The following is a 24,667-nucleotide window of genomic DNA, read 5'->3' as shown; positions in this document are numbered from 1 at the left end:
ATTCTTACTTTTGCCATACCAAATTGAGTTTAGCAGCGTTTTGATTCAAACAGCAACCATGAAGCATCTCTTTCTATTTTTCTTTTTCACGCTTTCGCTTCAGGCTCAATTTCGCATCACAGGCATTGTAAAAGAAAACAGTTCAAACAAAGCCCTACCATTTGCTACAATCACCACAAACAATGGCATTAATAGCATTACTGATGTAGATGGAAAATTCAACATCAACTCAAGCAAGCCAATTTCTTTTTTTTATGTTTCTTACATTGGTTTCAGCAAAATAAAAATCGATGTTCAAAAAAACAATCAGTTTTTCAATCTGAAACTGACTCAAACAACCAACAATCTGAACGAAGTTGTAATTGCTACCGAAAACGCAGCTTTATCAATTATCAAAAAAACAATTGCCCTCAAAGACAATAATAATCCTCAAAAAAGACTTCATAGTTTTTCGTTTAAAAACTATAATAAATTAATTGTTTCGGCTAATCCCGATTCTATTTCAGGAAAAATAGACTCTGTTTTCATTAGGAAATACAAGCAAGGGACATTGTATAAAATTGACTCAACCAATTATAAATTTAAAAACACGGTAAGCAAACGCCACTTATTTCAAACCGAAAAAATATCCCAATATCAATTTAGTGACAACAAACTAAAGGAAACTATTTTGGGAACAAAAATGGCAGGATTAAAACAGCCGCTGTACGAAATCATTGCCTTCAACCTGCAATCTTTTTCTATTTACGACCCAAAATACGAACTCTTCGAAACCAAATACAACAGCCCAATAGCTGATGATGCTACCAAAGAATACAACTATAAACTACTGGATACCGTAGCCATTAACGGCAGGAGTTCCTATATGATTTACTTTAAAAACAAAAAGAAAAGTAAAGCCAAAGGACTCGAAGGCATCTTGTACATTGACCAAAGCAATTTTGCCATTTCTAAAGCCATTATGCGCATTAGAGGATTACTCAACATCAGCGGAACCCATGAGTTTGAATACTTTCCCGAAGAAAACATCTGGTTCCCGGCGCATAAAACCTTCCAGATTATAAAAGGTCAAAATGACGATGATATCACTATTTTTGGCGGTACCATTCAATTTGATGGCGATATGGAACAAGATTTCAGCTCCAGGAAAAAGCAGCCTTCGGATTATATTTATTTGCGTTCTGAAAGTCATATTTTTGATATTCAAAAAAACAGCCTTCCTATTGAAAACCCTTCTTTTGCTGTCGAAATTGAGAAAAATGCCTTCAACAAAGACGAATCTTTTTGGGAAAGCTATCGAAAAGACAACTTTGATATTCGCTCTAAAAAAACATATAGTGAGCTGGACAGCATAGCTATTAGAAAGAAGATTGCCAATCGTGTTCGCATTGGAAAAAAAATCATCAACGGCTATTTACCAATTGGTTTTTTCGACATGGATTTGCGAAAAATTTTTAGCTACAACAACTACGAAGGTTTCCGCTTGGGATTAGGTGGTGTAACCAATGAAATTCTTTCTAAAAATTTCAGAATTGAAGGCTACTATGCTTATGGCACTAAAGACGGAATGTTTAAAGGGAGTATTGGCACTGCAGCAAGAATCAGCCAGCAAGCCAACTCATGGCTTGGAATTTCTTATACTGATGATGTTCGGGAAATTGCGAGTACTTCTTTTGCAATAGAAAAAAAGCCGTTTAAAATATACGATCCCAGACCCATCAACATCAGTACATTTTACAATTATGTGAGCTGGAAAAGCTATTTTGAAACCAATCAGATTCCAAAAACAGAAAGTATCTGGGAAATAGCCCATTCTGAAATCCAACCTAAATTTGATTACGCTTTCAATAAAAACAATAAATTGTACACCAATTATACCATGACAACCGCTATGGTTTCGCTGCAATGGAGTCCTTTTAGTGATTTTATGCAAACACCAACAGGGCAAATTGAGATTGAGAAACGCTTTCCTAAATTCAGCTTTCAATACACCCAATCTCTGGGCAGCTTATGGAACAACGATTTTAATTTTAGCAAGTTTGACTTCAAGACCGAATATGAAAAAAAATATCTAAATGGTCAAAAAACTTCCTTGCTTTTCCAGGCCGGCTATGCTCTGGGCGATGTTCCATTGACGCATTTGTATAATAGTTCGCCTAACAATATCACCAAAGAAACGATTATTCAAAGAATTACTTTTGGCGGAAAAAACAGTTTTGAAACCATGTATTTCAATGAATTTTTCTCCAGCAAATATGCTTTCTTCCAATTCAAGCACGCCTTTAACAGAGTAACAATATTCAAAAAAATAAAACCTTCTTTAGTTTTAGTTTCCCGAATGGCCTGGGGAGATTTAGACCATCCTGAAGAACATGTGGGAATCAATTTCAAAACCCTGAACAATGGTTATTTCGAATCGGGAATCGAATTGAATCAAATTTTTAATGGCTTAGGATTAACTACTTTTTTCCGTTACGGACCAAATCAATTACCCAAATTTGAAGACAATATTGCCATCAAGCTAAGTTATGTTTTGAATTTAGGATTTTAAAATCAAAAGCTAAATTAAATAACCGCAAATTCACAAATTATTAAAAGACATAAATAATTTGCGAATTTGCGGTTATTTTAAACTTTTGTAAGCTTAGGGTTCCTCTTTATTATTTTAAGGTTTTATAATCAAAACAGATGAAACATCCACCAGCCAATCTGTGTCAGCCTCTATAATATGTTTCCAGCTTTCTAAACTTATAATCATCAGATTCTGACTTTGTAAAAACTCTTTTCTAATGGTTCTGTCATTCATAATCATAATGTGATTTGGAGCAATTTGTTCAATAGAACGAATCGTTTCTTCAATATCGCGGGTCTTTTTCACTTCTCCAACAGCATCCAAAACCGTTATTTGAGAACCGTTATTATTGATTAATTTTTTAGCATACTCAATCAGGAAAGCATCTTCCTTGCTGAAAATAGGCATAAAAACCTGATCAATATCCTCTAAATCCTTGTCAATAAAAATCCCGACAGGCATTTTACTTTTGGCAATAATATGACGTGTTCTTTCATCAAAAGGGGAATTCTCAAACAGCCCTTCTTTTCCAGTAAACTTATCTATCAATCGGTCAGGATTCACAATTTGGGTAGTAAAACCAAGAATACGACCCAAGAAAGTTTCGTCAAAGATAGAGCGTCCCAATCCTACCAATAACAAATCGTATTCACCCTGATTAGCCGTATCAATAATATCGGTATCAATATCGTTAGTTACTTTAAAAACACTCAGCACTTCCTGATTAAGATGTTGTGATTCTTTAAGAATAGGCGCCAGCATTTTTCGTTCATGATCTTTTACATCAAAAGAATGTATCTCAGAACTTAACGAACAGTGCATCGCAGCAACAATAGAACTATCAGCTTGTTTTTTAACCAGGCTATTAGCAATCTTCAACAATTTCTTTCCTTTATCGGGAGTAGAAAACGAAAACAAAATCTTGTATTTGCTTTTATTACCAATTTCCAGCGGAACCGCCGTTGTCTTATCTTTAAAAATGAAGTTAAGAAAATCCAGGGCCGGTCCTGTCATAAAAGTGGTTACCAAGGCCATAATTACCATCATAGTGAAAATTTCGGTAGATAAAACACCTAAATCATAACCAATATTTAAAACTACCAATTCCATTAAACCACGGGTATTCATCAAAGCACCAATAGCCAAACTGTCTTTCCAGCTTTGTCCCACAAATTTGGCAGCCAAAGCACTTCCGAAGAATTTCCCAACTACCGCAACGGCTATAATCAACCCTGTAACTTTCCATAAATACGGATCATTCAACAAACCTATTTGGGTACGCAAACCTGTAAATACAAAAAACAAAGGCAGCAAAACAATAATAGAAACATCTTCTACTTTTTCGATAAAAATATTTCTGAACTTATTGTTTTCCGGCATAATCGCTCCGGCTAAGAATGCTCCAAACAAAGCGTGAATCCCTATTAATTCGGAAGCATAAGCAGAGAATAAAAGAGTCAAAAAGAAAATAGCAACTACAGGTTTATTCAAACTCTCACGGGTTGAATTCAAATCGCCCACACGTTTTAAAAACGGACGAACTATTTTCAACATGATAATCACATACAAAACGGCCATACCAATTACATATAACGAACTGGCAAACGAACCCGCTTTTACAATAGCAATTACTACTGCCAGAATACACCAGGCCGTGATATCATCAGCAGCTGCACAGGTTATAGCAATGGTTCCAAGTTTTGTTTTTTGCATTTCACGTTCCTGAACAATTCGAGCCAAAACAGGAAATGCCGTAATACTCATTGCGATTCCCATGAACAATCCAAAAGAAGAAAATTCAACACCCATTGGTGCAAAAATTGGATAAATGAAAAAAGCCAACGTTAATCCTAAGGCAAACGGGATGACAATACTGGCATGACTAATTACGACTGCATCATGGGCTTTGTTTTTAAGCACCTTCAAGTCTAATTCCATTCCGATGACGAACATGAAAAATATCAATCCAATCTGGCTTAAAAACTGCAAATTCCCCAAAGACTCTTTTGGAAATAAAGCGGCTGAAAATTCAGGAAAATACATCCCGACCAATGAGGGTCCTAAAACAATTCCGGCAATCATTTCTCCAATTACTGAAGGCTGTCCAATTTTCCTAAAAAGCCAGCCAAACAAACGCGCCACTAAAATAATAGTAACAATTTGGGCTAATAAAATAGCTAAGGGATGTTGTAAATTTTCGACCATAGAATGCAGAAAGTCATTCCAATGATCGCTTTCTATTTCTCTATGAACAATTTGACGACCTATTTCAAGCGAAGCTCCCTGGGAAATTACCCAATAGATTAACGCTGTGAAACCACCAATAACAGAAACATAAAACAAAGAATTTTTAATACTAGTCATACGCCATTTTTTAAATTTATTGGCAAATATCAGAAGTGATTTTTAAGCAAAAAAAGAAATTTAAACCTAATTTTTAATCTATGTAACAAGAGGGAAAAACTTTGTAATAAGTTATATTTTTATCTTTTTCAAAAAGTCGGCGCGATAGGTTTCACTCAGGCTAAGACTGGTGTTTTTATCATTTTCATCTAAATGATGCAGTACAATTTCGTTATGATTGAAAAACTTTATCGCTTTTAAAGACACTATTTCTTTCTTGTTGATGCGACAAAAATCAGCTTCTGGTAATTCATTCAAAAGCGTATCAAATTTAACATTTTTCAAATTCAAAAAACTGCCATCGGTCAAAAGTACCGTTTTATCACGGCTGTCGCCCAAAGCGGTTTTGATGTATAGAATTTGATTAAAATACAACAAACTCTTTCCCTTATCGGTATTGAAATGAAAAAATCTTTTAGCACTAGCAGCATTCTCGAAACGCTCAAAAGCTTTAGAAATGGCTTTTTGCAAACGTTCTAATTTTACCGGTTTTGTAATATAATCGACTGCATCAATAGTAAAAGCATCGGCTGCATAATCTTTGTATGCTGTACAAAAAACAACTAATTTGTCCTTTAACAAACCAGCCAGATGCAAGCCGTCAATTCCGGGCATTTCGATATCTGAGATTAATAAATCAAAGTCGAGATTTGGAATTTCAGTCAGCAGTTTTTCAGGATTATTAAACGTTTTTACGATTTCTACTTCAGGAATTTGTTCGCAAAGCATTTTCAGGTACGTTAATCCCGGTAACTCATCATCTAGAAGTAAACATTTCAGTTTTGTATTCAAGTAAGTTAATCTTTAAGTGGGCTATATAAATATCGTTTTCTACAAACCTATCGAGCTTGAAATTGTTTTTATAAATAATTCGCAAACGATTCTCTAAAGTGGCGTTTCCAATACCGCTTTTTTCTTTTTTTAATACTTTTTTATCCGAAATCTTATTCGAAACCGTCATAGCAAAAGCATTGTCCTTAAACTCAAAAATAACCGAGATAAAAGCGTCCGGATTTTGCAAATCGGCGTGTTTGAAAGCATTTTCAATCAAATCAATAGAAATTAACGGCGCTAATAAAGGCTCTAAATACAATTTATCCTCTACATCGATATTCTTTTTTATCTTCAGTTCAAAAAGCGGGCTGATTTTAATTTTGTTGATTTCGATTAAATTCAGTGCAAAATCAATTTCTTCCTTAGCTGTGACAAATTTCTTCTTGCTCTCGTACAAAATATAATCCAGCACATTGGCCAATTTATCTAAAGCAAAATAGGTTTGATAAGCATGAGATTGAATCGAATTCAAAATATTCTTAAAAAGATGCGGATTTAATTTGGACTCTAAAGTTTCTAACTGCAAATCATTGACTTTCATTTCCAACGCATAAAAATTCTTATCAACCTCATTCTTCGCTTTTCTGACTTGTACTAATTGGTAAACCATAAAACCAATAATAACAACCAAAAGTAAGATGATGATTAAAAAGATATACGTAATGTTATTGCTTTCCTGCATGATACTAAGCTAGTAAATTCATTAATGGCTCGACACAAACTTTAATCCGATGATAGAGGCAATCAACGTCATTATAAAAAACAACCTCCAAAAACTAGCCGGTTCTTTAAACACCAAAATCCCAACAAGAACGGTACCTACAGCACCTATTCCCGTCCAAACCGCATAAGCAGTTCCAATGGGTAATTCCTGAGTGGCTTTATATAAAAAAAACATACTCGCTGTTAAACTCAATAAAAAACCAAGCATCCAATAAGCTGATTCCACTCCTGCTGTTTCTCTGGCTTTGCCAAGACAAGAAGCAAAAGCTACTTCAAACAAACCGCCTATTATCAACAAAATCCAACTCATAATCTATGCCTTAATTATTAAAACTGATGAAACATCCACAAGCCAAGCCTTATTAGCATCAATAATGCATTTCCAACTTTCCAGACTGATTAACATTAAATCCTGTTGTTTTAAAAAAGCAGCTTTCAGTTCTTTATCTGAAATTACATTGATGTTATTAGGAAATTTTTGCAACAAAACCGATACTGCACTTTGAATCACAAAATTGTTTTTCAACAGACCATTCATGTCTAAAATATTAATTTTAGAATTGTTGTTGTAAATCATCTTCTGAACGTAATCAATCAAATCAGCGTCATCCGATTTTAGAATTGGCACAAAAACCTGATTCAATTCTTCAAAATCATTGTCTATTAAAATTCCTAAAGGAGTTTTAGTCCTGGCAACAATTTGTCTTGTTCTTTCATCAAAAGGCGAATTTTCAAACAAACCTTCTTTCCCTTTGAATTTATCTATCAAGCGATCGGGATTGATAATTCGGGTAGTAAAACCGAGCACTTTACCCAGCAAACTTCCCTCAAAAATAGACTTGCCTACTCCTACTAAAAGCAAATCGTAATCTCCATTATTAGCAACATCAGCAATCTCGGTTTCGATATCATTGGTTACTTTAAAAACGGTAAGCAACTTTACGCCTAAATGATCAGACTCATCAAAAATAGGTTCAAAAGTCTCTTTTTCGATTTCTTCCATATTAAACGAATGCAATTCATCGCTTTGGGACAGGTGCATCGCGGTAATGACCGAAGTCTTTTTTTGTTTTTTAGTCAAACTATTGGCCAAACGCAGTAAAGATTTTCCTTTTTCATTGCTTCCAAAAGAAATCAAGATTCGGTATTTATCTTCCTCAATTGCCTCAACTGACTCTGCATGACTCTTATTTTTGAAAATAAATCCAAGTAAATCCAAAGCGGGTCCTGTCATAAAAGTGGTTACCAAAGCCATAATAACCATCATGGTAAAAACTTCGGGAGTCAATACTTTTAACTCTAAACCAATGTTCAACACAATCAATTCCATCAAACCACGGGTATTCATCAAGGCACCAATAGTTAAACTATCATGCCAATTCTGTCCCACAAATCGGGCGGCCAGCGCACTGCCTAAAAACTTACCTATCACGGCTACTGCAATAATTCCACCGGTAACTTTCCACAAATAAGCATCATTAATCAAACCTACCTGTGTGTTCAAACCCGTAAAAACAAAAAATAACGGCAGTAATAATATCACCGAGACGTCTTCTACTTTTTCGATAAATATCATTCGGAATTTAGCAATATCGGGCATGATGGCTCCCATCATAAAACCACCAAATAACGCATGAATCCCAATAACCTCGGTAGCATAAGACGAAATAATCAGCAATAAAAAGAAAATAGCCATAACAGGTTTTCCTATATTTTCTTTTTCGGCATACAAATCACCTATTCGTTTCAGGAAGGGTTTTACAATAAAAAGCATCGCTAAAACATACATCAAAGCCAGCGAAATCACATATAACGAACCTACAAAATCGCCCGCTTTTACAATGGCAATTACCACCGCCAGCAAGCACCAGGCGGTAATATCATCGGCAGCAGCGCAGGTAATAACAATAGCACCTAAGCGGGTTTTATGAATCCCTCTTTCCTGCACAATGCGAGCCAGAACAGGAAAAGCCGTAATACTCATGGCAATACCCATAAATAAACTGAAAGAAAGAAATTCGACACCTGAAGGGGCAAACTGATTATACACAAAATAAGACAAACCAATTCCCATAGAAAAAGGAATGATAATACTGGCATGACTAATTACAATAGCCTCACTTGCCTTATTTCTCAAGACTTTTATATCGAGTTCCATCCCAATGACAAACATGAAGAGAATCAAACCTATCTGGCTCAAAAACTTTAAATTCCCAAGAGATTTCACCGGAAATAATGCCGCTGAAAATTCAGGAAAATACATTCCTACCAAAGAAGGCCCGAGGACAATTCCTGCTATGATTTCCCCAATTACTGTTGGCTGACCAATTTTTTTAAAAAACCAACCAAAAATGCGGGCCACCAAAATAATCATGACTATCTGTGCCAGAAGAATAGCCAAAGGATCCTGAAGATTATGTAACATCGAATTTACAAAATCAGTAAACGAATCATTGGCTGCATGAGCAACAAGGTTAGCTTTTTTTAATTCGAGTAACTTTCCCCGTCCGATAATCCAATAAATCAATACTGAAAAACCTCCCGTTACCCCTAAATAAAACAAAGTATTCTTATATTTTTTCAAAACCATAGCTCAAAATCAATTGATTTAAATTTTACACAAAGATGCTAAATTCTTTCATAGTATTCACATTCCCAAAATTAACTTTCAACCTGTAAAAACAAAACCAAAAAACCCTAAAATTAATTTAAAATTTACAAATAAACCGCTCCTTTACTGTGGTTTTTAATACATTTGCAGCCTTTAAACATCAATTATGATCAAGTGGTTTAGTTTAGGATTTTGGGAGTTAATTGCTCGCGTTGTTCTTCGAAATAAAATTTTAATGTTGTCGATTATTGTGGCGATAACTGTCTTTCTGAGTATGCAATGGAAATACATCCATTTCACTTTTACGGAAGCCAATATGTTACCTGATGATAATATTGCCAATGTAGAATATAATGCGTTCCTGAATAAATTTGGCGAAGAAGGAAATCTGATCATCATTGGTGTGAAAGACAAAACTTTTTTTACTCCAAAAGCTTTTAAAGCCTGGAATAATTTAATGAACGGTCTTAAAAAAGACAAAGCCATCGATTTAGTAGTTTCCATAAACGATTTAAAAAAACTTCAAAAAAACGATTCGCTTCAAAAATTTGAATTGGTTCCTTTTGTTGACCAAAGCAAAACCGTAGACAAAGCCTATTTAGAAAATATCCAGAAACAGCTTTTTAACGACATGCCTTTTTACGAAGGATTGTTGTTTAATAAAAAATCCGGAAGCATTCGTTCTGCCGTTTACATGGACAAGAAAATTGTAAACACTAAAGCCCGTAAAGAATACATTCTGGAAAAATTAGTTCCGGCTATAGAGAAATTTGAAAAAGAAACCAATATCGATTTGCGCGTTTCGGGTATGCCTTACATCCGAACCCTTAATGCCAAAACCATTACCGACGAAATAAGTCTTTTTATTGGAGCTTCATTATTAGTAACTTCATTATTATTCTTCTTCTTTTTCAGAAGTTTCAGAGCCACTTTAATTTCGATTATCATTGTGATTATTGGTGTAATGTGGTCGTTTGGTGTTTTAGGATTATTGAATTACGAAATCACCGTTTTAACAGCTCTAGTTCCTTCGTTGATTATTGTTATTGGGATTCCAAACTGCATTTTCCTTACCAATAAATACCATCAGGAATACAAAGTACATCGCAATAAAGTCAAAGCTTTACAAAGGGTAACTACCAAAATTGGAATGGCAACATTGATGACTAATGTTACCACAGCCATTGGTTTTTTCACCTTCATTTCATCAAATAACAAATTACTGATAGAATTTGGAAACGTGACTTCCATCAACATTATGTTGTTATTCTTTTTGTGCATTGTAGTAATACCTATTTTCCATAGTTATATTCCCGCACCAAAAGACCGCCACATTGAACATTTAGACAGGGGCTCGGTAAAAAGATTCATGGATTGGATTCTTCACAATGTGAAACACAGCCGTTTTTCTATCTATGTTGTCGCTATTTCGCTTCTTGTTATCAGTATCATCGGAATTTACAAAATGCGTATTTCCGGCAGTTTAATTGAAGACATGCCTAAAAAAGAAGCATTTTTCCAGGATATCGTTTTCTTCGAAAATGAATTCGACGGCGTAATGCCATTAGAGATTATGATTGACACCAAACACAAAAAAGGCGTAATGAAACTATCAACGCTAAAACGAATGGACGAATTTGAACAGGCTATCAATGAAATCCCTGAGTTATCTAAACCTATCTCGATTGTCAATTTGGTAAAATATTCAAAACAGGCTTACTATAACGGAAATCCGGAATATTACGAATTACCAACTTCTCAGGAACAAGGTTTTATCTTGACGTATGCTAAAAATGCCACCAAGAATTCCAAAGAAAATCTGATGAAAAGTTATGTGGATTCTACAGGCCAATTTGCCAGAATTACAACTTTTATGCGAGATGACAATGGAGGAGCTATCCAAAAAATTGAAGCTGAAGTCCGCAAAGAAGCCGATAAAATATTTCCACCGAATCGTTACAAGGTAACCATCACAGGAAAAGCATTGGTTTTCCAAAAAGGAACAGGTTATTTACTGGACAACTTGCTTTCGTCACTGGTTTTTGCCTTTTTCTTAACGGCACTTTTAATCGGATTTATGTTCCGTTCGTTCAAAATGATTTTGGTTTCCATCATTCCAAATTTATTACCATTATTGCTAACCGCAGGAATTATGGGCTTTTTAGACATTCCGTTAAAACCATCAACAATATTGGTATTCGGAATCGCGTTTGGACTTTCGGTAGACGATACTGTTCGATTCCTTGCACAATACCGCGAAGAATTAAAGAAAAACAACTGGAAAATCCGCAAGTCGGTTTACGCTACTTTTAACGATGCCGGTTTGAGTATGTTTTATACTTCTATCGTATTGTTCTTTGGATTTTCGGTATTCATGTTGTCTAGTTTTGGTGGAACCATCGCCCTTGGCGGATTGATTTCATTGACTTTATTATTCGGAATGCTGTCTAATTTAATGTTACTGCCTGCTTTGGTTTTAACCCTAAACAAAACATTGGCAAACGAACAGGAATTTATCGAACCAAAAATTGACATCATCGAACACAGCGATGAAGAAATCGATGCTTTGAAAAAAACGAAATTATTATAAAGGAAAAACAATTAAAATGTTAATAGATCAACAAGTTACACTAGTAAATAAGTACATAGAAAAATCAATCGATTTTGGTTTTGAATACGCACCCAAATTAGTAGGTGGAATTATAGTTCTGGTAATTGGTTTATGGTTTACTAAATTAGTTACCAAAGGAGTCGGGAAATCATTAGAAAAATCAAAAATCGATCAATCCCTGATTCCGTTTTTAAGAAGCTTAACAAACATCACCCTAAAAGTTTTAGTTGCCATCACCGTAATGGGAATGATAGGTATCCAAATGACTTCGTTTGTCGCTATTCTGGGAGCGGCAGGTTTGGCCGTAGGTATGGCATTATCAGGCACACTTCAAAATTTTGCCGGTGGTGTAATTATCCTGATTCTAAAACCGTTTAAAATAGGCGATACTATCGAAGCTCAGGGATTTTCGGGAACAGTAAAGGAGATTACTATTTTTTCAACATTACTCAACACTGCCGATAAAAAATTAGTCATAATCCCTAACGGACCACTTTCAACAGGTGCTCTGACTAATTTCTCTGCCGAATCGACACGAAGAGTGGACTGGACATTTGGAATTTCCTATGGCGATGATGTAGAAAATTTCAAAAAAGCCCTTAATGATTTTATTGCCGCAGACAGTCGAATTTTAAAAGAGCCTGCTCCTTTTATAGGACTTTCGGCTCTTGCAGCCACCTCTGTTAATTTTACCGTAAGAGTATGGGTTAAAAGTCCCGATTATTGGAGCGTATTCTTTGACATGAATGAAAAAGTATATACTAAATTTTCAGACTACAACCTCAACATTCCTTTCCCTCAAACGGATACTCAAACCAAAAACACCAAATAAGAACTATTTTAAAATTCTTATTCATCATACAAACTTCCCTCTTAAATTAAGACGGGAAGTTTTTTTTAAAAACCATTATTATCTTATTAATTTAAGAAAAAAAGGCTCAATCAGCTGTAGCTTTTAACTAATCATTACTGTTCTCTACAAACATTTCGCTCCGCTGGAGCTATAAACCCGCCAAATGTTTTTCACTAAAAACATTACGCCACTCTGTGGCTCAGTTGAACATAAATTACAACCCGATTAAGCTCCGTTAGGAGAGAAATGTTTGTAGAAGTTATAGTTCATTAGAATCGAAGCTCCGTAAGAGCGGGCTATTTTTGCGTAGCCTATTAAAATAGCTTTTTCTTACAAGTTATTTTATAAATCAATATATTTGAAATAGATTAAAACTATAAATCTAATTCCAAATGACCAAAAAATTAATTTTTCTATTTCTATTAATTGGCATTATTTGCAATGCGCAAAACACAACAAATGAAAAAAAAGCACTAACTACAACTGAAAAAGACTCCATCTTAATTTGTCCGTTCCCTAATAATTGTGGATACTACAAAGGAGCTATTCTAAACGGCAAAGCCAATGGAAAAGGAAAAGCAAATCTAAAACAAGGTATAGCTAAAGGAGAATGGAAAGACAACCAATTAAATGGCAAAGGAAAATTTAGTGATATTGATGGAAATATATATGTTGGCAAATGGATAGATGGTTTACTAAATGGGCAAGGTCGTAAAACATTCAAAAATGGTATTAAATATGTTGGAGAATGGAAAAACCAAAAATTTAATGGACAAGGAACCTTAACTTTTACAGATAAAACAAAATACACAGGTCAATTTATAAATGATAAATTTAATGGGCAAGGAACACTTAAAACTCCAGAGGGAACGATTTATGAAGGTGAATGGAAAGAGGACAAAGAAAATGGAGCTGGCAGTTTAACTTATGCTAATGGAGCAAAATACATTGGTCAATTTGTAAATCGTAAATTTAATGGCAAAGGAACAATGAAATTTCCAAATGGAGACCATTATACTGGTGAATGGAAAGATAATTACAGAACAGGACAAGGCACTTATATTTGGCCAAATGGCGATAAATACATTGGTGCTTTTATAAACAACAAACAAAACGGTCAGGGAACTATGTTTTATGCCAACGGAGAAAAATTTGTTGGCGAATGGAAAGACATGAAAGAATTTAATGGAATCCTTTATAAAAGCAATGGAGAAAAAAAATCCAGCTATCGTGATGGTGTTTTAATACAATAAAACCATACTACTTCATCAAAAAAATCACTCCTTTTTTTTCGAAAAGCAAAAAGATTCTTCACAATACAAACAATTAGACAATACTTCTTCATCAAATGGGCAGTTGTGGAAAAAAATCTTATTTTTACTAATGACCGTATAGAAAATCACATTGAAAATGAGTTTTTAAAAAACAGGTCTTAGCATTAATAATACCACTAACTAGCACACAAAAACATGGGGAATACCAATTCAGAAACAGAAAGACTGGCTGTTGCTAACAACTATAAAAATTGGAAAAAATGGGGGCCTTATTTGGCCGAAAGACAATGGGGAACCGTTCGCGAAGATTACAGCGAGCACGGAGAAGCTTGGGAATTTATCGACCACGACAAGGCGCGTAGCAATGCCTACCGATGGGGAGAAGAAGGAATCGGAGGTTTTTGTGATTCCCGTGAGATTTTATGCCTGGCTCCTGCCTTTTGGAATGGCAAGGATCCAATTTTAAAAGAACGCTTGTTTGGACTTACCAATAATCAGGGAAATCATGGCGAAGACGTGAAAGAACTCTATTTTCATCAGCTTTCCACACCTACCCACACTTATAACAAATACCTCTATAAATATCCTCAAAACGAATTTCCTTATAGTGATTTGGTTAACAACAATAGGAAAAGCCGGGAAGAAACCGAATTTGAACTACTGGACAGCAACGCCTTTAAAGACAATGCCTATTTTGATTGTTATATCGAGTATGCCAAAGCCGGTATTGATGATATCCTGATGAAAGTTACCGTGGTCAATAGAGGAGCAAATGACGCCAGTATCCACGTCTTACCTCATTTTTGGTTTCGCAATTTCTGGAAACACAACAACAGGCATCCGCGACCTAATATGGAGTCAGTGGGTGATAATGTGATACTTTCCAAAAGCAGTAGAAACGGAGACTATTATTTCTATCATGAACATGGCGAACAGCTATTTTGTGAAAACGAAACCAATAACGAACGAATTTATAAGTTTGACAACGAATACGAATACGTTAAAGACGGAATTAACAATCATGTTATAAACGGAGATTCTTCTGTAAACCCTAACAAAATTGGAACTAAAGCAGCTATTTGGTACAAGCTAGATTTAAAAGCCGGCGAAGAAAAAAGCATTAATCTGCGCCTGAGCAATGTTGCACTAGAAAATCCCTGGGCCGATTTTGAAACACTATTTAACCAAAGAAAACAGGAATGTGAAGCTTTTTATAACGAAACCATAAACGAAAAAATACCCGAAGCACATCGAGCGATTGCAAAAAGTGCTTTTTCAGGATTGTTGTGGACCAAGCAATTCTATTATTTCAATATCCACAAATGGCTATTTGGTGGTACCGAAGAAACACCGGCAAACAGAAGCAATCCGCGAAATTTTAGCTGGCAACATCTTAATAATCGTCACGTTATTTCCATGCCCGACAAATGGGAATATCCCTGGTATGCTGCCTGGGATTTGGCATTTCACATGGCTTCGTTTGTAGAAATCGATCCTTGTTTTGCTAAGCAACAACTGCTGTTAGTTTTACAGGAAAGTTATATGCACCCTAATGGTCAGATTCCTGCTTACGAGTGGAATTTTAGCGATGTAAATCCTCCTGTTCATTCCTGGGCAGTTTGGCATGTTTACGAAAAAGACAAAGTTCGCACTGGCAAAGCCGATACCCCATTCCTGGAAAAAGCATTCCAAAAACTCCTCATCAATTTTACCTGGTGGGTAAACCAAAAAGATACCAGCGGCACCGACTTATTTGAAGGTGGATTTTTAGGATTGGATAACATTGGGGTTTTCGACCGCAATCACATGCCGGAAGGAATCAAGAAAATGCAACAGGCCGATGCAACGAGTTGGATGGCTATGTTCTCGTTAAATATGCTCCGCATGTCGCTCGAACTGGCAAAAACCAACAAAATCTACGAAGAAGTATCTGCTAAGTTTTTCAGACACTTTTTGAATATTGCCTGGGCTATGCACCATATTGGTAAAAAAGATATTTCACTTTGGGACGACGAAGACAATTTCTATTATGATGTTGTCGAAATGTCAAATGGAAAAACCGACCGTCTAAGAGTTCGCTCTTTGGTGGGTGTTATTCCAATGTTTGCTGTCGAAATCATGCATAAAGATCTATTTGATGAATTAAAGGATTTTAGACGAAGAGCCAACGAAATTATAAGAACACGTCCTGATCTTGCTTCGTTAATTTCTAATTTAGAAAAAGCCAACGAGGAAGGGAATTTTCTATTCTCGATTATGCGTGGTTTTAGGTTAGAGAATCTATTAAAACGCTTACTGGATGAAAAAGAGTTTTTATCCGAGTTTGGAATTCGTTCGCTTTCTAAGTTCCACAAAGACCACCCGTTTGTATTTAATGGTTCGCACCAAATCCAGTATGAACCCGGAGAAAGCCGTTCGGCTATGTTTGGCGGAAATTCGAACTGGCGAGGCCCTATCTGGATGCCATTGAATTATATGATTATTCAATCCCTGCGCAAGTATTATACTTTTTATGGGCCAACTTACATCTACGAATTCCCAACGGGTTCCGGAAATAAATTGAATCTAAAACAAATTGCAAACGAACTGAGCAAACGATTGATAAAACTTTTTGAAAGAAACGAAGAAGGCAAATTTCAATACCATGCCGATGACAATGAAAAGCATTTTGCAAAAGACGAGCATTTTAAAAACGAACACTTCTTCTATGAATTTTTTGATGGTGACACCGGTAAAGGACTTGGTGCTTCTCATCAAACGGGATGGACGGCGCTTATTGCTAATTTGATTTTGGAATTAGAGAATAATAGTTAAATTGTTATTTGAGAAATAAAGTTAGAGATACAAACATTCTCTACTCTAAACTAAAAAAGCATCCAAAATCTCAATTAATGATTTTTGGGTGCTTTTTTGTATCTTTGTGTAGCTTCTTGCTACTTAAAATACTTAAAAATGAAGACGATAACTCCTTTAGAAGTAACTAAAAAGATAAATGCTCTTCCTGCATCACTCTTGCAAGAAGTGGATAAATACATCGATTTTCTCACTTATAAATATTCCGATTGGGCAGAACAATTATCTGAAGAACAAATTCAGCTCATTGAAAAAGGAGTAAAAGACATCGAAGAAAATAGACTTATCTCTCACAAAGAAGCCAAAGAAAGAATTAAAAATTACATCCAAAACAAGTCGGTTTAATGGAAGTAGTTTGGACAGAAACTGCTTTGGAAACATTCTTTAAAGTAGTCGATTATTTATTTGATCATTGGTCAAATAAGGAAATTGAAACTTTTGAAAAAAACGTTGACCAACTCATTGAAAGACTAGCTTCTTTTAATCAAATATGTCCAGAATCTAAACTATTTGGTTATCGAAAATGTATTGTTGACGAACATAATTCCCTTATTTACCACATCGCGAACGACAAGCTACTCTTGATTACTTTTATCGACAATAGAAGCCAACATTCGTTTTAAAGATTCCAATAACGCAGGTTTATAACATTCGTTAATCCAAATATTTATCTGTCCCCAGAACAATTAACAAATATTAAGGTAGGATTTCTTACGGAGATTTCTCCTTCGTCGGAATTGACAAGCTTAGGGTTAATGTACTTTATAAACTTTCACATTGCAAATTAAATATCCCGTACCTACGGCACTCAAACAAATTATCGTCAATTGTGGATGGATTAAAATCCATCCCTACAATATGTGCCGAGCCTACGGCTCTTTGACATCCTTCTATAAAATAAATTGAATTTCTACACCCGATTTACACAAAAAAGTTCCGTAGGAACGACACATATTGTAGCCCCGAAATTTATTTCGGGGAAATTGTTGATACGCATTAGAAAGTCCAGTAGGGACGATACATAAATCTTTAATTAATAGATTAAAACTCTGTGAATCTTTGTGTTTCCTTTGAGCATCTTTGTGAAATAACTCATCCCAATGCTTTTTTGATATTAAACGATAATTCCACTACACCCTAGCCCCGATAGCAATGGAAATCCTTAATGTTTTTTCTTTAAAAACATTAAGATTGAAATGGATAGCGGGAAATTGCTACAAAAATCAGCAATAGCAACTCCCGATTGCTTTGTTAGCGGCAATGGCATTTCCAAACAAATCCTTTATATTTGCAATACGAACAAGAGCGAATTTTAAAATCAACTCTATACATAAAATGAGGCATACAAAAGTTAAAGACTTACTAAATAGTACCACGACGCTTCAGGAAGTAAATGCAAAAGGTTGGGTGAGAACTTTTAGAAACAACCAATTTATTGCTTTGAATGATGGCTCGACCATCAACAACATACAATGTGTAGTCGATTTTGAGAATACTCCTGACGAAATACTAAAAAGAATTACTACCGGAGCCGCGGTTTCGGTAACTGGAAATTTGGTAGAAAGCAAAGGTGCTGGTCAAAAATATGAAATTAAGGTAGCGAAGTTAGAAATCTTAGGAGACTCAGACCCGGAGAAATTCCCAATGCAACCCAAAAAACACTCGTTGGAATTCCTGCGTGAAAATGCACATTTGCGTGTAAGAACCAATTCTTTTGGTGCGATTATGCGTATCCGTTCGGTATTGTCATTTGCAGTGCACAACTATTTTCAACAAAAAGGTTTTGTGTACGTCAATACACCAATCATCACTGGAGCTGATGCTGAAGGAGCCGGAGAAATGTTTCAGGTAACTTCATTGCCTTTGGATAATTTGCCAAAAACAGAAGAAGGAACTATCGATTATAAAAAAGATTTCTTTGGAAAACATACTAATTTAACGGTTTCTGGACAACTGGAAGGGGAAACTTTTGCAATGGCTTTGGGACAGATTTATACTTTTGGACCTACGTTTAGAGCCGAAAATTCCAATACTTCCCGCCATTTGGCCGAATTCTGGATGATTGAACCGGAAGTGGCTTTTAATGATTTGGATGCCAATATGGATTTGGCCGAAGATTTTATTCAATATGTAATTAAATATGCTTTGGACAATTGTGGAGACGATTTGAAGTTTTTAGAAGGAAGACTTTTAGAAGAAGAAAAATCAAAACCACAGGCAGAAAGAAGCGAAATGACTTTACTTGAGAAACTGAATTTTGTTTTAGAAAACAATTTCAAACGTGTTTCTTATACCGAAGCCATTGATATTTTAAGAGAATCCACTCCAAATAAAAAGAAAAAATTCAGCTATATCATCAACGAATGGGGCGCCGATTTACAATCGGAACACGAGCGTTACTTGGTAGAAAAACACTTTAAATGTCCGGTAATTTTATTTGATTACCCGGCAAATATTAAAGCGTTTTATATGCGTTTGAATGAAGACGGAAAAACCGTTCGTGCAATGGATATCCTTTTCCCGGGAATTGGAGAAATTGTGGGCGGATCTCAAAGAGAAGAGCGCTTTGATGTTTTGGTCGAAAAAATGAAAGCCTTAGGAATTGACGAAAAAGAATTATCATGGTATTTAGATACCAGAAGATTCGGTAGCGCCGTTCACTCAGGTTTCGGGCTTGGATTTGAAAGATTAGTGCTTTTTGTAACGGGAATGACCAATATTCGTGACGTAATTCCGTTTCCTAGAACACCGGGAAGTGCAGAGTTTTAAAAAAGTTAGAAATTAGAAGTTAAAGGTTAGAAGTAATGAGTTAAGCAACAAACCTCAACTCATAACCCATAACACATAACCCACAACTAGAAATATGCTAAAGCAATTCTTAAATTTAAAATTATCACAGAAATTATCTCCACAGCAAATTCAGCTGATGAAGTTAATTCAATTGCCTACGCAAGCCTTTGAACAACGTCTTTTAGAAGAAATGAATGAAAATCCAGCCTTAGAAACTGGAAAGGATGAAGAGGAATACGAAAAAGACGAGTTTGAAAACGACGATTATGATGATTATGATGACTCCGAAAGTATTGATGCTGACGACATCAATATCGACGAATATTTAAGTGACGACGACACTCCTGATTACAAAACCCAGGCCAACAATTACAGTGACGACGACGAATCGCGCGAATCGCCACTAGCGGCACCTATTAGTTTTCATCAGGATTTAATCAATCAGCTCAATACCTTTATCCTAAACGATCACGAAAGGGAAATTGCCGAATTTCTTGTAGGAAGCATTGACGACATGGGTTACATCCGCAGGAGTATTCCCGATTTAGTAGACGACATGGCTTTTACCCAGGCCATTTATACCGATGAATACATGGTAGAGCGTATGTTGCAGGTCATTCATCAATTAGAGCCTTCGGGTGTGGGCGCCCGCGATCTACAAGAATGTCTTTTATTGCAATTAAAGCACAAAACCCCGACAGACTCGGTTGAATTAGCTGCAGATATTATCGAAAATCAGTTTGACGCTTTTACCAAAAAACATTATGACAAACTCATTCAGAAATACAACATTTCGAATGAACAACTTAAAAAAGCGATTTACGAAATAGAAAAACTGAATCCAAAACCAGGAGGAGGTTTTACCGGAAACAATAGAGTAACCGAAAATGTAGTCCCTGATTTTGCCATTCGAATTATTGATAATGAATTAGAATTAAGCCTGAACGGAAGAAATGCGCCTTCGTTACACGTTTCTAAGGATTATCAGGAAATGATGCAAACCTATAAGGCTTCAAGAGACAAGTCAAATTCTCAAAAAGAAGCGGTTCAATTTATAAAACAAAAACTGGATTCGGCCAAATGGTTTATCGATGCCATCAAACAACGTCAAGAAACACTGTTCGTAACTATGAATGCCATTATGCATTATCAGGAGGAATATTTCCTTGATGGTGATGAAACCAAGTTAAAACCGATGATTCTAAAAGATATTGCCGATATTGTAGGCCTAGATATTTCGACTGTTTCGCGTGTGGCTAACAGTAAATATGTAGAAACTCCTTATGGCACAAAACTGATTAAGGAATTTTTCTCGGAAGCAATGAAAAACGATCAGGGAGAAGATGTCTCAACTTTGGAAATCAAAAAAATACTTCAGAATATTATCGAAGAAGAAGACAAGAAAAAACCACTTCCCGACGATCAGCTAGCCGAATTATTAAAAGACAAAGGCTATCCTATTGCCCGAAGAACCATAGCTAAATACCGCGAACAACTGGATATTCCGGTAGCAAGGATGCGAAAGAAAATATAACTGTCATTAGTTTCGAAAACAAGAAAGGCTGTTTCATGAATTTGAAACAGCCTTTCTCTTTTTATAAAATAAAATCTTTATTCTTTTTTCTTACTATCAATAATAGCTCCGGTACCTGCACCAACGCCTGCACCTGCCAAACCACCAATAATAGCACCTTCACCTTTTTTCTTACTGATTATAGCTCCGGTTGCTGCACCTACTCCGGCACCAATAACCGCGCCTTTAGCCGTATTACTCCATTTCTTTTTCTCAGCTGGGGCTGCTGCCGGAGCCGCTGTAGTTTTATTCACCACAACTACCTGTTTCTCTTTGCTGGCTGCTTCTTGTTTAGCCATTTCTATTTTCATAGAATCAATAGCTTTTTGTTTGACCATTTCCATTTTCATAGAATCGATACTGGCCTGTTTTATAGAATCAACACTTGCCTGGCTGTCATTTATTACTCCTGAAGTTTCTGCTTTTTTACAAGAAACAATCATTAAAGAAGCTAACAATACATAAATATATTTCATGACTTATAATTTTAAAAATTAATACTATACAAATATACGACCAAGAGTATTCAATCCGTTTTATATGATTCTCTTAATTTATTACAGAATTTAAATTTGGGCTTTAACCAAGGAACAAAAAATCTTACTCTTCCTGATTTTTTTGCATCGCATCAAAATAAGCTGCTCTGCTTAAAGGCTCGTATTCTTCAGTCTCCCCTAACAACACCAGTTTATCATTAGCTGTTTTTCTAAAACTATAATGCGCTAAATTGCCCGTTCTAGTACATACGGCATGAACCTTAGTCACATACTCAGCTGTTGCCATCAGCGCAGGCATAGGACCGAAAGGATTTCCCTTGAAATCCATATCTAATCCGGCCACGATAACACGGATGCCCTGGTTAGCCAAATCATTACAAACTCTCACAATTTCGTCGTCAAAAAACTGGGCTTCATCAATCCCAACCACATCACAACCCTGCGCCAGAATAGCAATATTAGCTGCAGCAGGAACCGGTGTAGATCGGATTTCATTGGCATCGTGAGAAACCACCATATCCTGATGATAGCGGGTATCGACCTCGGGTTTAAAAATTTCTATTTTTTGCTTGGCAAATTGTGCTCTTTTTAATCGGCGAATCAATTCTTCAGTTTTACCCGAAAACATCGAACCGCAAATAACTTCAATCCAACCAAATTGCTCTTTATGATTTACTGTATTTTCGAGAAACATTTTGTATTTTTCTAACTTAAAAAATGAATAGTTTTTATTACTTTGTAAACTTATAAATCGGCTTAAGATTTTATACTTTTACACTTTCTCAAAAGTAGAAAATTTTTAGCAATTCGAGGATTTATGAATGCTTTATTAAAAGTAAACGTTCAAATCCTTCTCTGTTCAATAAACAAAAAAGACATTCGCCAAAATACATACTATAATTTAACTATTATGAAAAAAAGATTAGAAGCCGATTTAATTAGCATTGCTCACAGAATTTTACAACTCAAGGATAAATCTGACATTAATCAATTGTATTTGGAAACCCAAAAACTATACGAAAAACTGTCTGTTTTAAAATTTATAGAAGAGAATTATGCTGATGCAAAACCTACAATTGGCAACTACAGCGAAATTGAAAAAGAGATCGAAAACATCTACGACAAAGAAGCTTCTCAAACAGTTGAAACTGAAATAACAGAAATTAACTTAACCCCGGAAACTGAAATTGTCGAAACATCAGAAGAAGCACAAGAAACAGTTTTTCCGGAAACCGAAATAGAAAACCCGGATGACGAAATTCCTTCTGAAGAAATAATTTCTATTGAAGAAGCTGAGATGGAAAATAACGATACCGAATTCCATGAACAAGAACCTGAATTTGAAATTGAGGAAGAAGAAGAAATCGAGGAGGAAACAGAAGAAAAAACAGCAGACGAAGCAGTAGAAATCCCTGAATTCAAAGCTGCATTTGAACTTGACAAAGAAACTGAAACTGAAATAGAAGAAGTAGAAGAAGCTAAAAAACCTGAAGCTGTTCAAATCTCATTTGAAGATTTATTAGGATTAAGCTATAACGAACCTGAATTTGTAAAAGTAGACGAGGTAGCTGCTCCTCCTGCTAAAGATATTGTTTTTGAAAAAATAGAAGAAGTTGAAAAAGAAATTGAAGAAACAGAAACTCCACTACAAAAAGAGATAGAAACTACTGAAAAATCTAGCCCAAAAACAGTTTCCCTAAATGAAAAATTCTCAAAAGGAATAGATATCGACTTAAATGATCGCATTGCATTTGTAAAACATCTTTTTGGCAACAGTAACGAAGATTACAACCGTGTGATGAATCAGTTAATTACCTATGATAATTTTTACGAAACAAAGAGCTTCATAGACGAAATGGTAAAACCAGATTACAATAACTGGGAAGGAAAAGAAGAATACGAAGAACGTTTTATGGAAATAATCGAAAAAAAATTCCTTTAAAAACACACAAACAGTAAATCACTGTTTAAAGTTTTAAAATTACTTATGTCAAAATTATATATCGTTCCCACGCCCATTGGAAATCTCGAAGACATGACTTTTAGAGCCATTAGAATTCTAAAAGAAGCCGACTTGATTCTTGCCGAGGACACACGTACCAGCGGAAAACTCTTAAAGCATTTTGAGATTAGCACCCACATGCACAGTCATCATATGCACAATGAGCACAAAACCATCGAAAATGTAATTTCGAGATTAAAAGCTGGCGAAAACATTGCACTCATTTCGGATGCTGGTACACCAGCCATTTCCGATCCCGGCTTTCTGTTAACGCGTGCCTGTGTCGAAAACGGAATTGCCGTAGAATGTCTTCCGGGAGCAACGGCTTTTGTTCCCGCCTTGGTTAATAGCGGTTTGCCAAATGACAAATTTGTTTTCGAAGGTTTTTTACCCGAAAAAAAAGGACGTCAAACCCGATATTTAGAACTGGCCGAAGAAACCAGAACAATGATTCTGTATGTTTCTCCGCATAAATTAGTCAAAACACTGGCTGAATTTGTGACTTATTTTGGCGAAGACCGACAAATATGTGTTTCCAGAGAACTCTCTAAATTACACGAAGAAAACCGCCGGGGAACAGCAAAAGAAGTTTTAGCTCACTTTGAAAAAACAGCTCCCCGAGGCGAAATTGTGGTTGTGGTTGCTGGAAAAACAATCACTAAAGAAGCCAAGAAAAATAAATTTCAAAAAGACGAAGAATAACAATTATACAAAATGAATATAGCATCTTTTATCTCAAAATTAAAACAAACACCAGAAGCAATAACTTTTCCTGAAACTATAGCAGTAATCGAAGAAAATTACCTTTTTACTCCAACAGCTTTCCAAAATGGAAATACTCATAATCCTGCAGGAACCAATTCAGGATCTTGTAAACTATTTGCTTTTGCCAAATTGCAAAACTTATCCCAAGCCGAGACCTTAGCTTGTTTTGGCGCTTTTTATCGCGACGAAGTATTGGGAGATCCTGAAGGAACCAATCACCAAAATATCCGAAACTTTATGGTTCACGGTTGGAACGGAATCCAGTTTGAAGGAGAAGCTTTGGCTTCAGAATAAATTATTTAAAAT

Annotated in this window: 19 protein-coding genes; 12 read left to right on the top strand and 7 right to left on the bottom strand. The window is 35.6% G+C overall.

Annotated features, from left to right (window positions below; genetic code table 11):
- Positions 1 to 58 precede the first annotated feature (58 nt).
- Positions 59 to 2,551 carry a DUF5686 family protein gene (locus EOD40_RS03675; protein WP_128193553.1) on the top strand — a complete coding sequence of 831 codons (2,493 nt, stop codon included), beginning with the start codon at positions 59 to 61 and terminating at the stop codon, positions 2,549 to 2,551.
- Positions 2,552 to 2,665: 114 nt separating this feature from the next.
- Here EOD40_RS03675 and EOD40_RS03670 read toward each other — a convergent pair whose 3' ends face one another.
- The 5 genes from EOD40_RS03670 to EOD40_RS03650 form a co-directional block, all read right to left on the bottom strand.
- Positions 2,666 to 4,936 (bottom strand): cation:proton antiporter, encoded by a 2,271-nt coding sequence (locus tag EOD40_RS03670; RefSeq protein WP_128193552.1) that lies wholly within the window; start codon positions 4,934 to 4,936, stop codon positions 2,666 to 2,668.
- A 111-nt stretch (positions 4,937 to 5,047) separates the two neighbouring features.
- The gene (locus tag EOD40_RS03665) at positions 5,048 to 5,767 is read right to left on the bottom strand and encodes a LytR/AlgR family response regulator transcription factor (RefSeq protein ID WP_128193551.1); all 720 of its coding nucleotides are present in this window, start codon (positions 5,765 to 5,767) and stop codon (positions 5,048 to 5,050) included.
- Positions 5,733 to 6,491: a sensor histidine kinase gene (locus tag EOD40_RS03660; protein WP_128193550.1), complete on the bottom strand. Its 759-nt coding sequence runs from the start codon at positions 6,489 to 6,491 to the stop codon at positions 5,733 to 5,735. The genes EOD40_RS03665 and EOD40_RS03660 overlap by 35 nt, the downstream gene beginning before the upstream one ends.
- 21 nt (positions 6,492 to 6,512) lie before the next feature.
- A complete protein-coding gene (locus EOD40_RS03655; RefSeq protein WP_128193549.1) occupies positions 6,513 to 6,842 on the bottom strand; it encodes a DMT family transporter in 330 nt (109 codons plus the stop codon).
- A 3-nt stretch (positions 6,843 to 6,845) separates the two neighbouring features.
- Positions 6,846 to 9,116 (bottom strand): cation:proton antiporter domain-containing protein, encoded by a 2,271-nt coding sequence (locus EOD40_RS03650; protein ID WP_128193937.1) that lies wholly within the window; start codon positions 9,114 to 9,116, stop codon positions 6,846 to 6,848.
- Between the two features lie 193 nt (positions 9,117 to 9,309).
- Between EOD40_RS03650 and EOD40_RS03645 the strand changes: the two genes are divergently transcribed.
- From EOD40_RS03645 to rpoN, 8 genes are all read left to right on the top strand, one after another.
- Positions 9,310 to 11,733 carry an efflux RND transporter permease subunit gene (locus EOD40_RS03645; protein WP_128193548.1) on the top strand — a complete coding sequence of 808 codons (2,424 nt, stop codon included), beginning with the start codon at positions 9,310 to 9,312 and terminating at the stop codon, positions 11,731 to 11,733.
- 16 nt (positions 11,734 to 11,749) lie between these two features.
- Positions 11,750 to 12,586, top strand: a complete 837-nt coding sequence (locus EOD40_RS03640) for a mechanosensitive ion channel family protein (protein ID WP_231129575.1) — start codon at positions 11,750 to 11,752, stop codon at positions 12,584 to 12,586.
- Positions 12,587 to 12,999: 413 nt separating this feature from the next.
- Complete coding sequence (locus EOD40_RS03635) at positions 13,000 to 13,860, top strand: MORN repeat-containing protein (RefSeq protein WP_128193547.1); 861 nt, start codon at positions 13,000 to 13,002, stop codon at positions 13,858 to 13,860.
- A gap of 216 nt (positions 13,861 to 14,076) precedes the next feature.
- Positions 14,077 to 16,695, top strand: coding sequence for an MGH1-like glycoside hydrolase domain-containing protein (locus EOD40_RS03630; RefSeq protein WP_128193546.1), 2,619 nt, complete (start codon positions 14,077 to 14,079; stop codon positions 16,693 to 16,695).
- A gap of 138 nt (positions 16,696 to 16,833) precedes the next feature.
- Entirely contained in the window at positions 16,834 to 17,079 is a 246-nt protein-coding gene (locus EOD40_RS03625; protein WP_128193545.1) for a DUF2281 domain-containing protein, read from the top strand.
- Positions 17,079 to 17,357 (top strand): type II toxin-antitoxin system RelE/ParE family toxin, encoded by a 279-nt coding sequence (locus tag EOD40_RS03620; RefSeq protein WP_128193544.1) that lies wholly within the window; start codon positions 17,079 to 17,081, stop codon positions 17,355 to 17,357. The genes EOD40_RS03625 and EOD40_RS03620 overlap by 1 nt, the downstream gene beginning before the upstream one ends.
- Before the next feature lie 712 nt (positions 17,358 to 18,069).
- Positions 18,070 to 19,503 (top strand): asparagine--tRNA ligase, encoded by a 1,434-nt coding sequence (asnS, locus tag EOD40_RS03615; RefSeq protein WP_128193543.1) that lies wholly within the window; start codon positions 18,070 to 18,072, stop codon positions 19,501 to 19,503.
- Between the two features lie 94 nt (positions 19,504 to 19,597).
- On the top strand, positions 19,598 to 21,058 hold the full coding sequence (rpoN, locus tag EOD40_RS03610) for an RNA polymerase factor sigma-54 (RefSeq protein ID WP_128193542.1): 1,461 nt from the start codon (positions 19,598 to 19,600) through the stop codon (positions 21,056 to 21,058).
- A 77-nt stretch (positions 21,059 to 21,135) separates the two neighbouring features.
- Here the strand turns inward: rpoN and EOD40_RS03605 are convergent, their stop codons facing one another.
- Positions 21,136 to 21,573 (bottom strand): YMGG-like glycine zipper-containing protein, encoded by a 438-nt coding sequence (locus EOD40_RS03605; protein WP_128193541.1) that lies wholly within the window; start codon positions 21,571 to 21,573, stop codon positions 21,136 to 21,138.
- Positions 21,574 to 21,697: 124 nt separating this feature from the next.
- Positions 21,698 to 22,288, bottom strand: coding sequence for a thymidine kinase (locus EOD40_RS03600; RefSeq protein WP_128193540.1), 591 nt, complete (start codon positions 22,286 to 22,288; stop codon positions 21,698 to 21,700).
- 216 nt (positions 22,289 to 22,504) lie between these two features.
- Between EOD40_RS03600 and EOD40_RS03595 the strand changes: the two genes are divergently transcribed.
- The 3 genes from EOD40_RS03595 to EOD40_RS03585 are packed head-to-tail and all read left to right on the top strand — an operon-like array spanning position 22,505 to position 24,655.
- Entirely contained in the window at positions 22,505 to 23,536 is a 1,032-nt protein-coding gene (locus tag EOD40_RS03595) for a hypothetical protein (protein ID WP_128193539.1), read from the top strand.
- 45 nt (positions 23,537 to 23,581) lie between these two features.
- A complete protein-coding gene (gene rsmI, locus EOD40_RS03590) occupies positions 23,582 to 24,298 on the top strand; it encodes a 16S rRNA (cytidine(1402)-2'-O)-methyltransferase (RefSeq protein ID WP_128193538.1) in 717 nt (238 codons plus the stop codon).
- 12 nt (positions 24,299 to 24,310) lie between these two features.
- Complete coding sequence (locus tag EOD40_RS03585) at positions 24,311 to 24,655, top strand: HopJ type III effector protein (protein ID WP_128193537.1); 345 nt, start codon at positions 24,311 to 24,313, stop codon at positions 24,653 to 24,655.
- Positions 24,656 to 24,667 lie beyond the last annotated feature (12 nt).

The organism is Flavobacterium sufflavum, from assembly GCF_004016525.1.
Lineage (GTDB): Bacteria > Bacteroidota > Bacteroidia > Flavobacteriales > Flavobacteriaceae > Flavobacterium > Flavobacterium sufflavum.
Note: the sequence above shows the minus strand (reverse complement) of the source record. Positions and strands in the feature narration are given on the sequence as shown.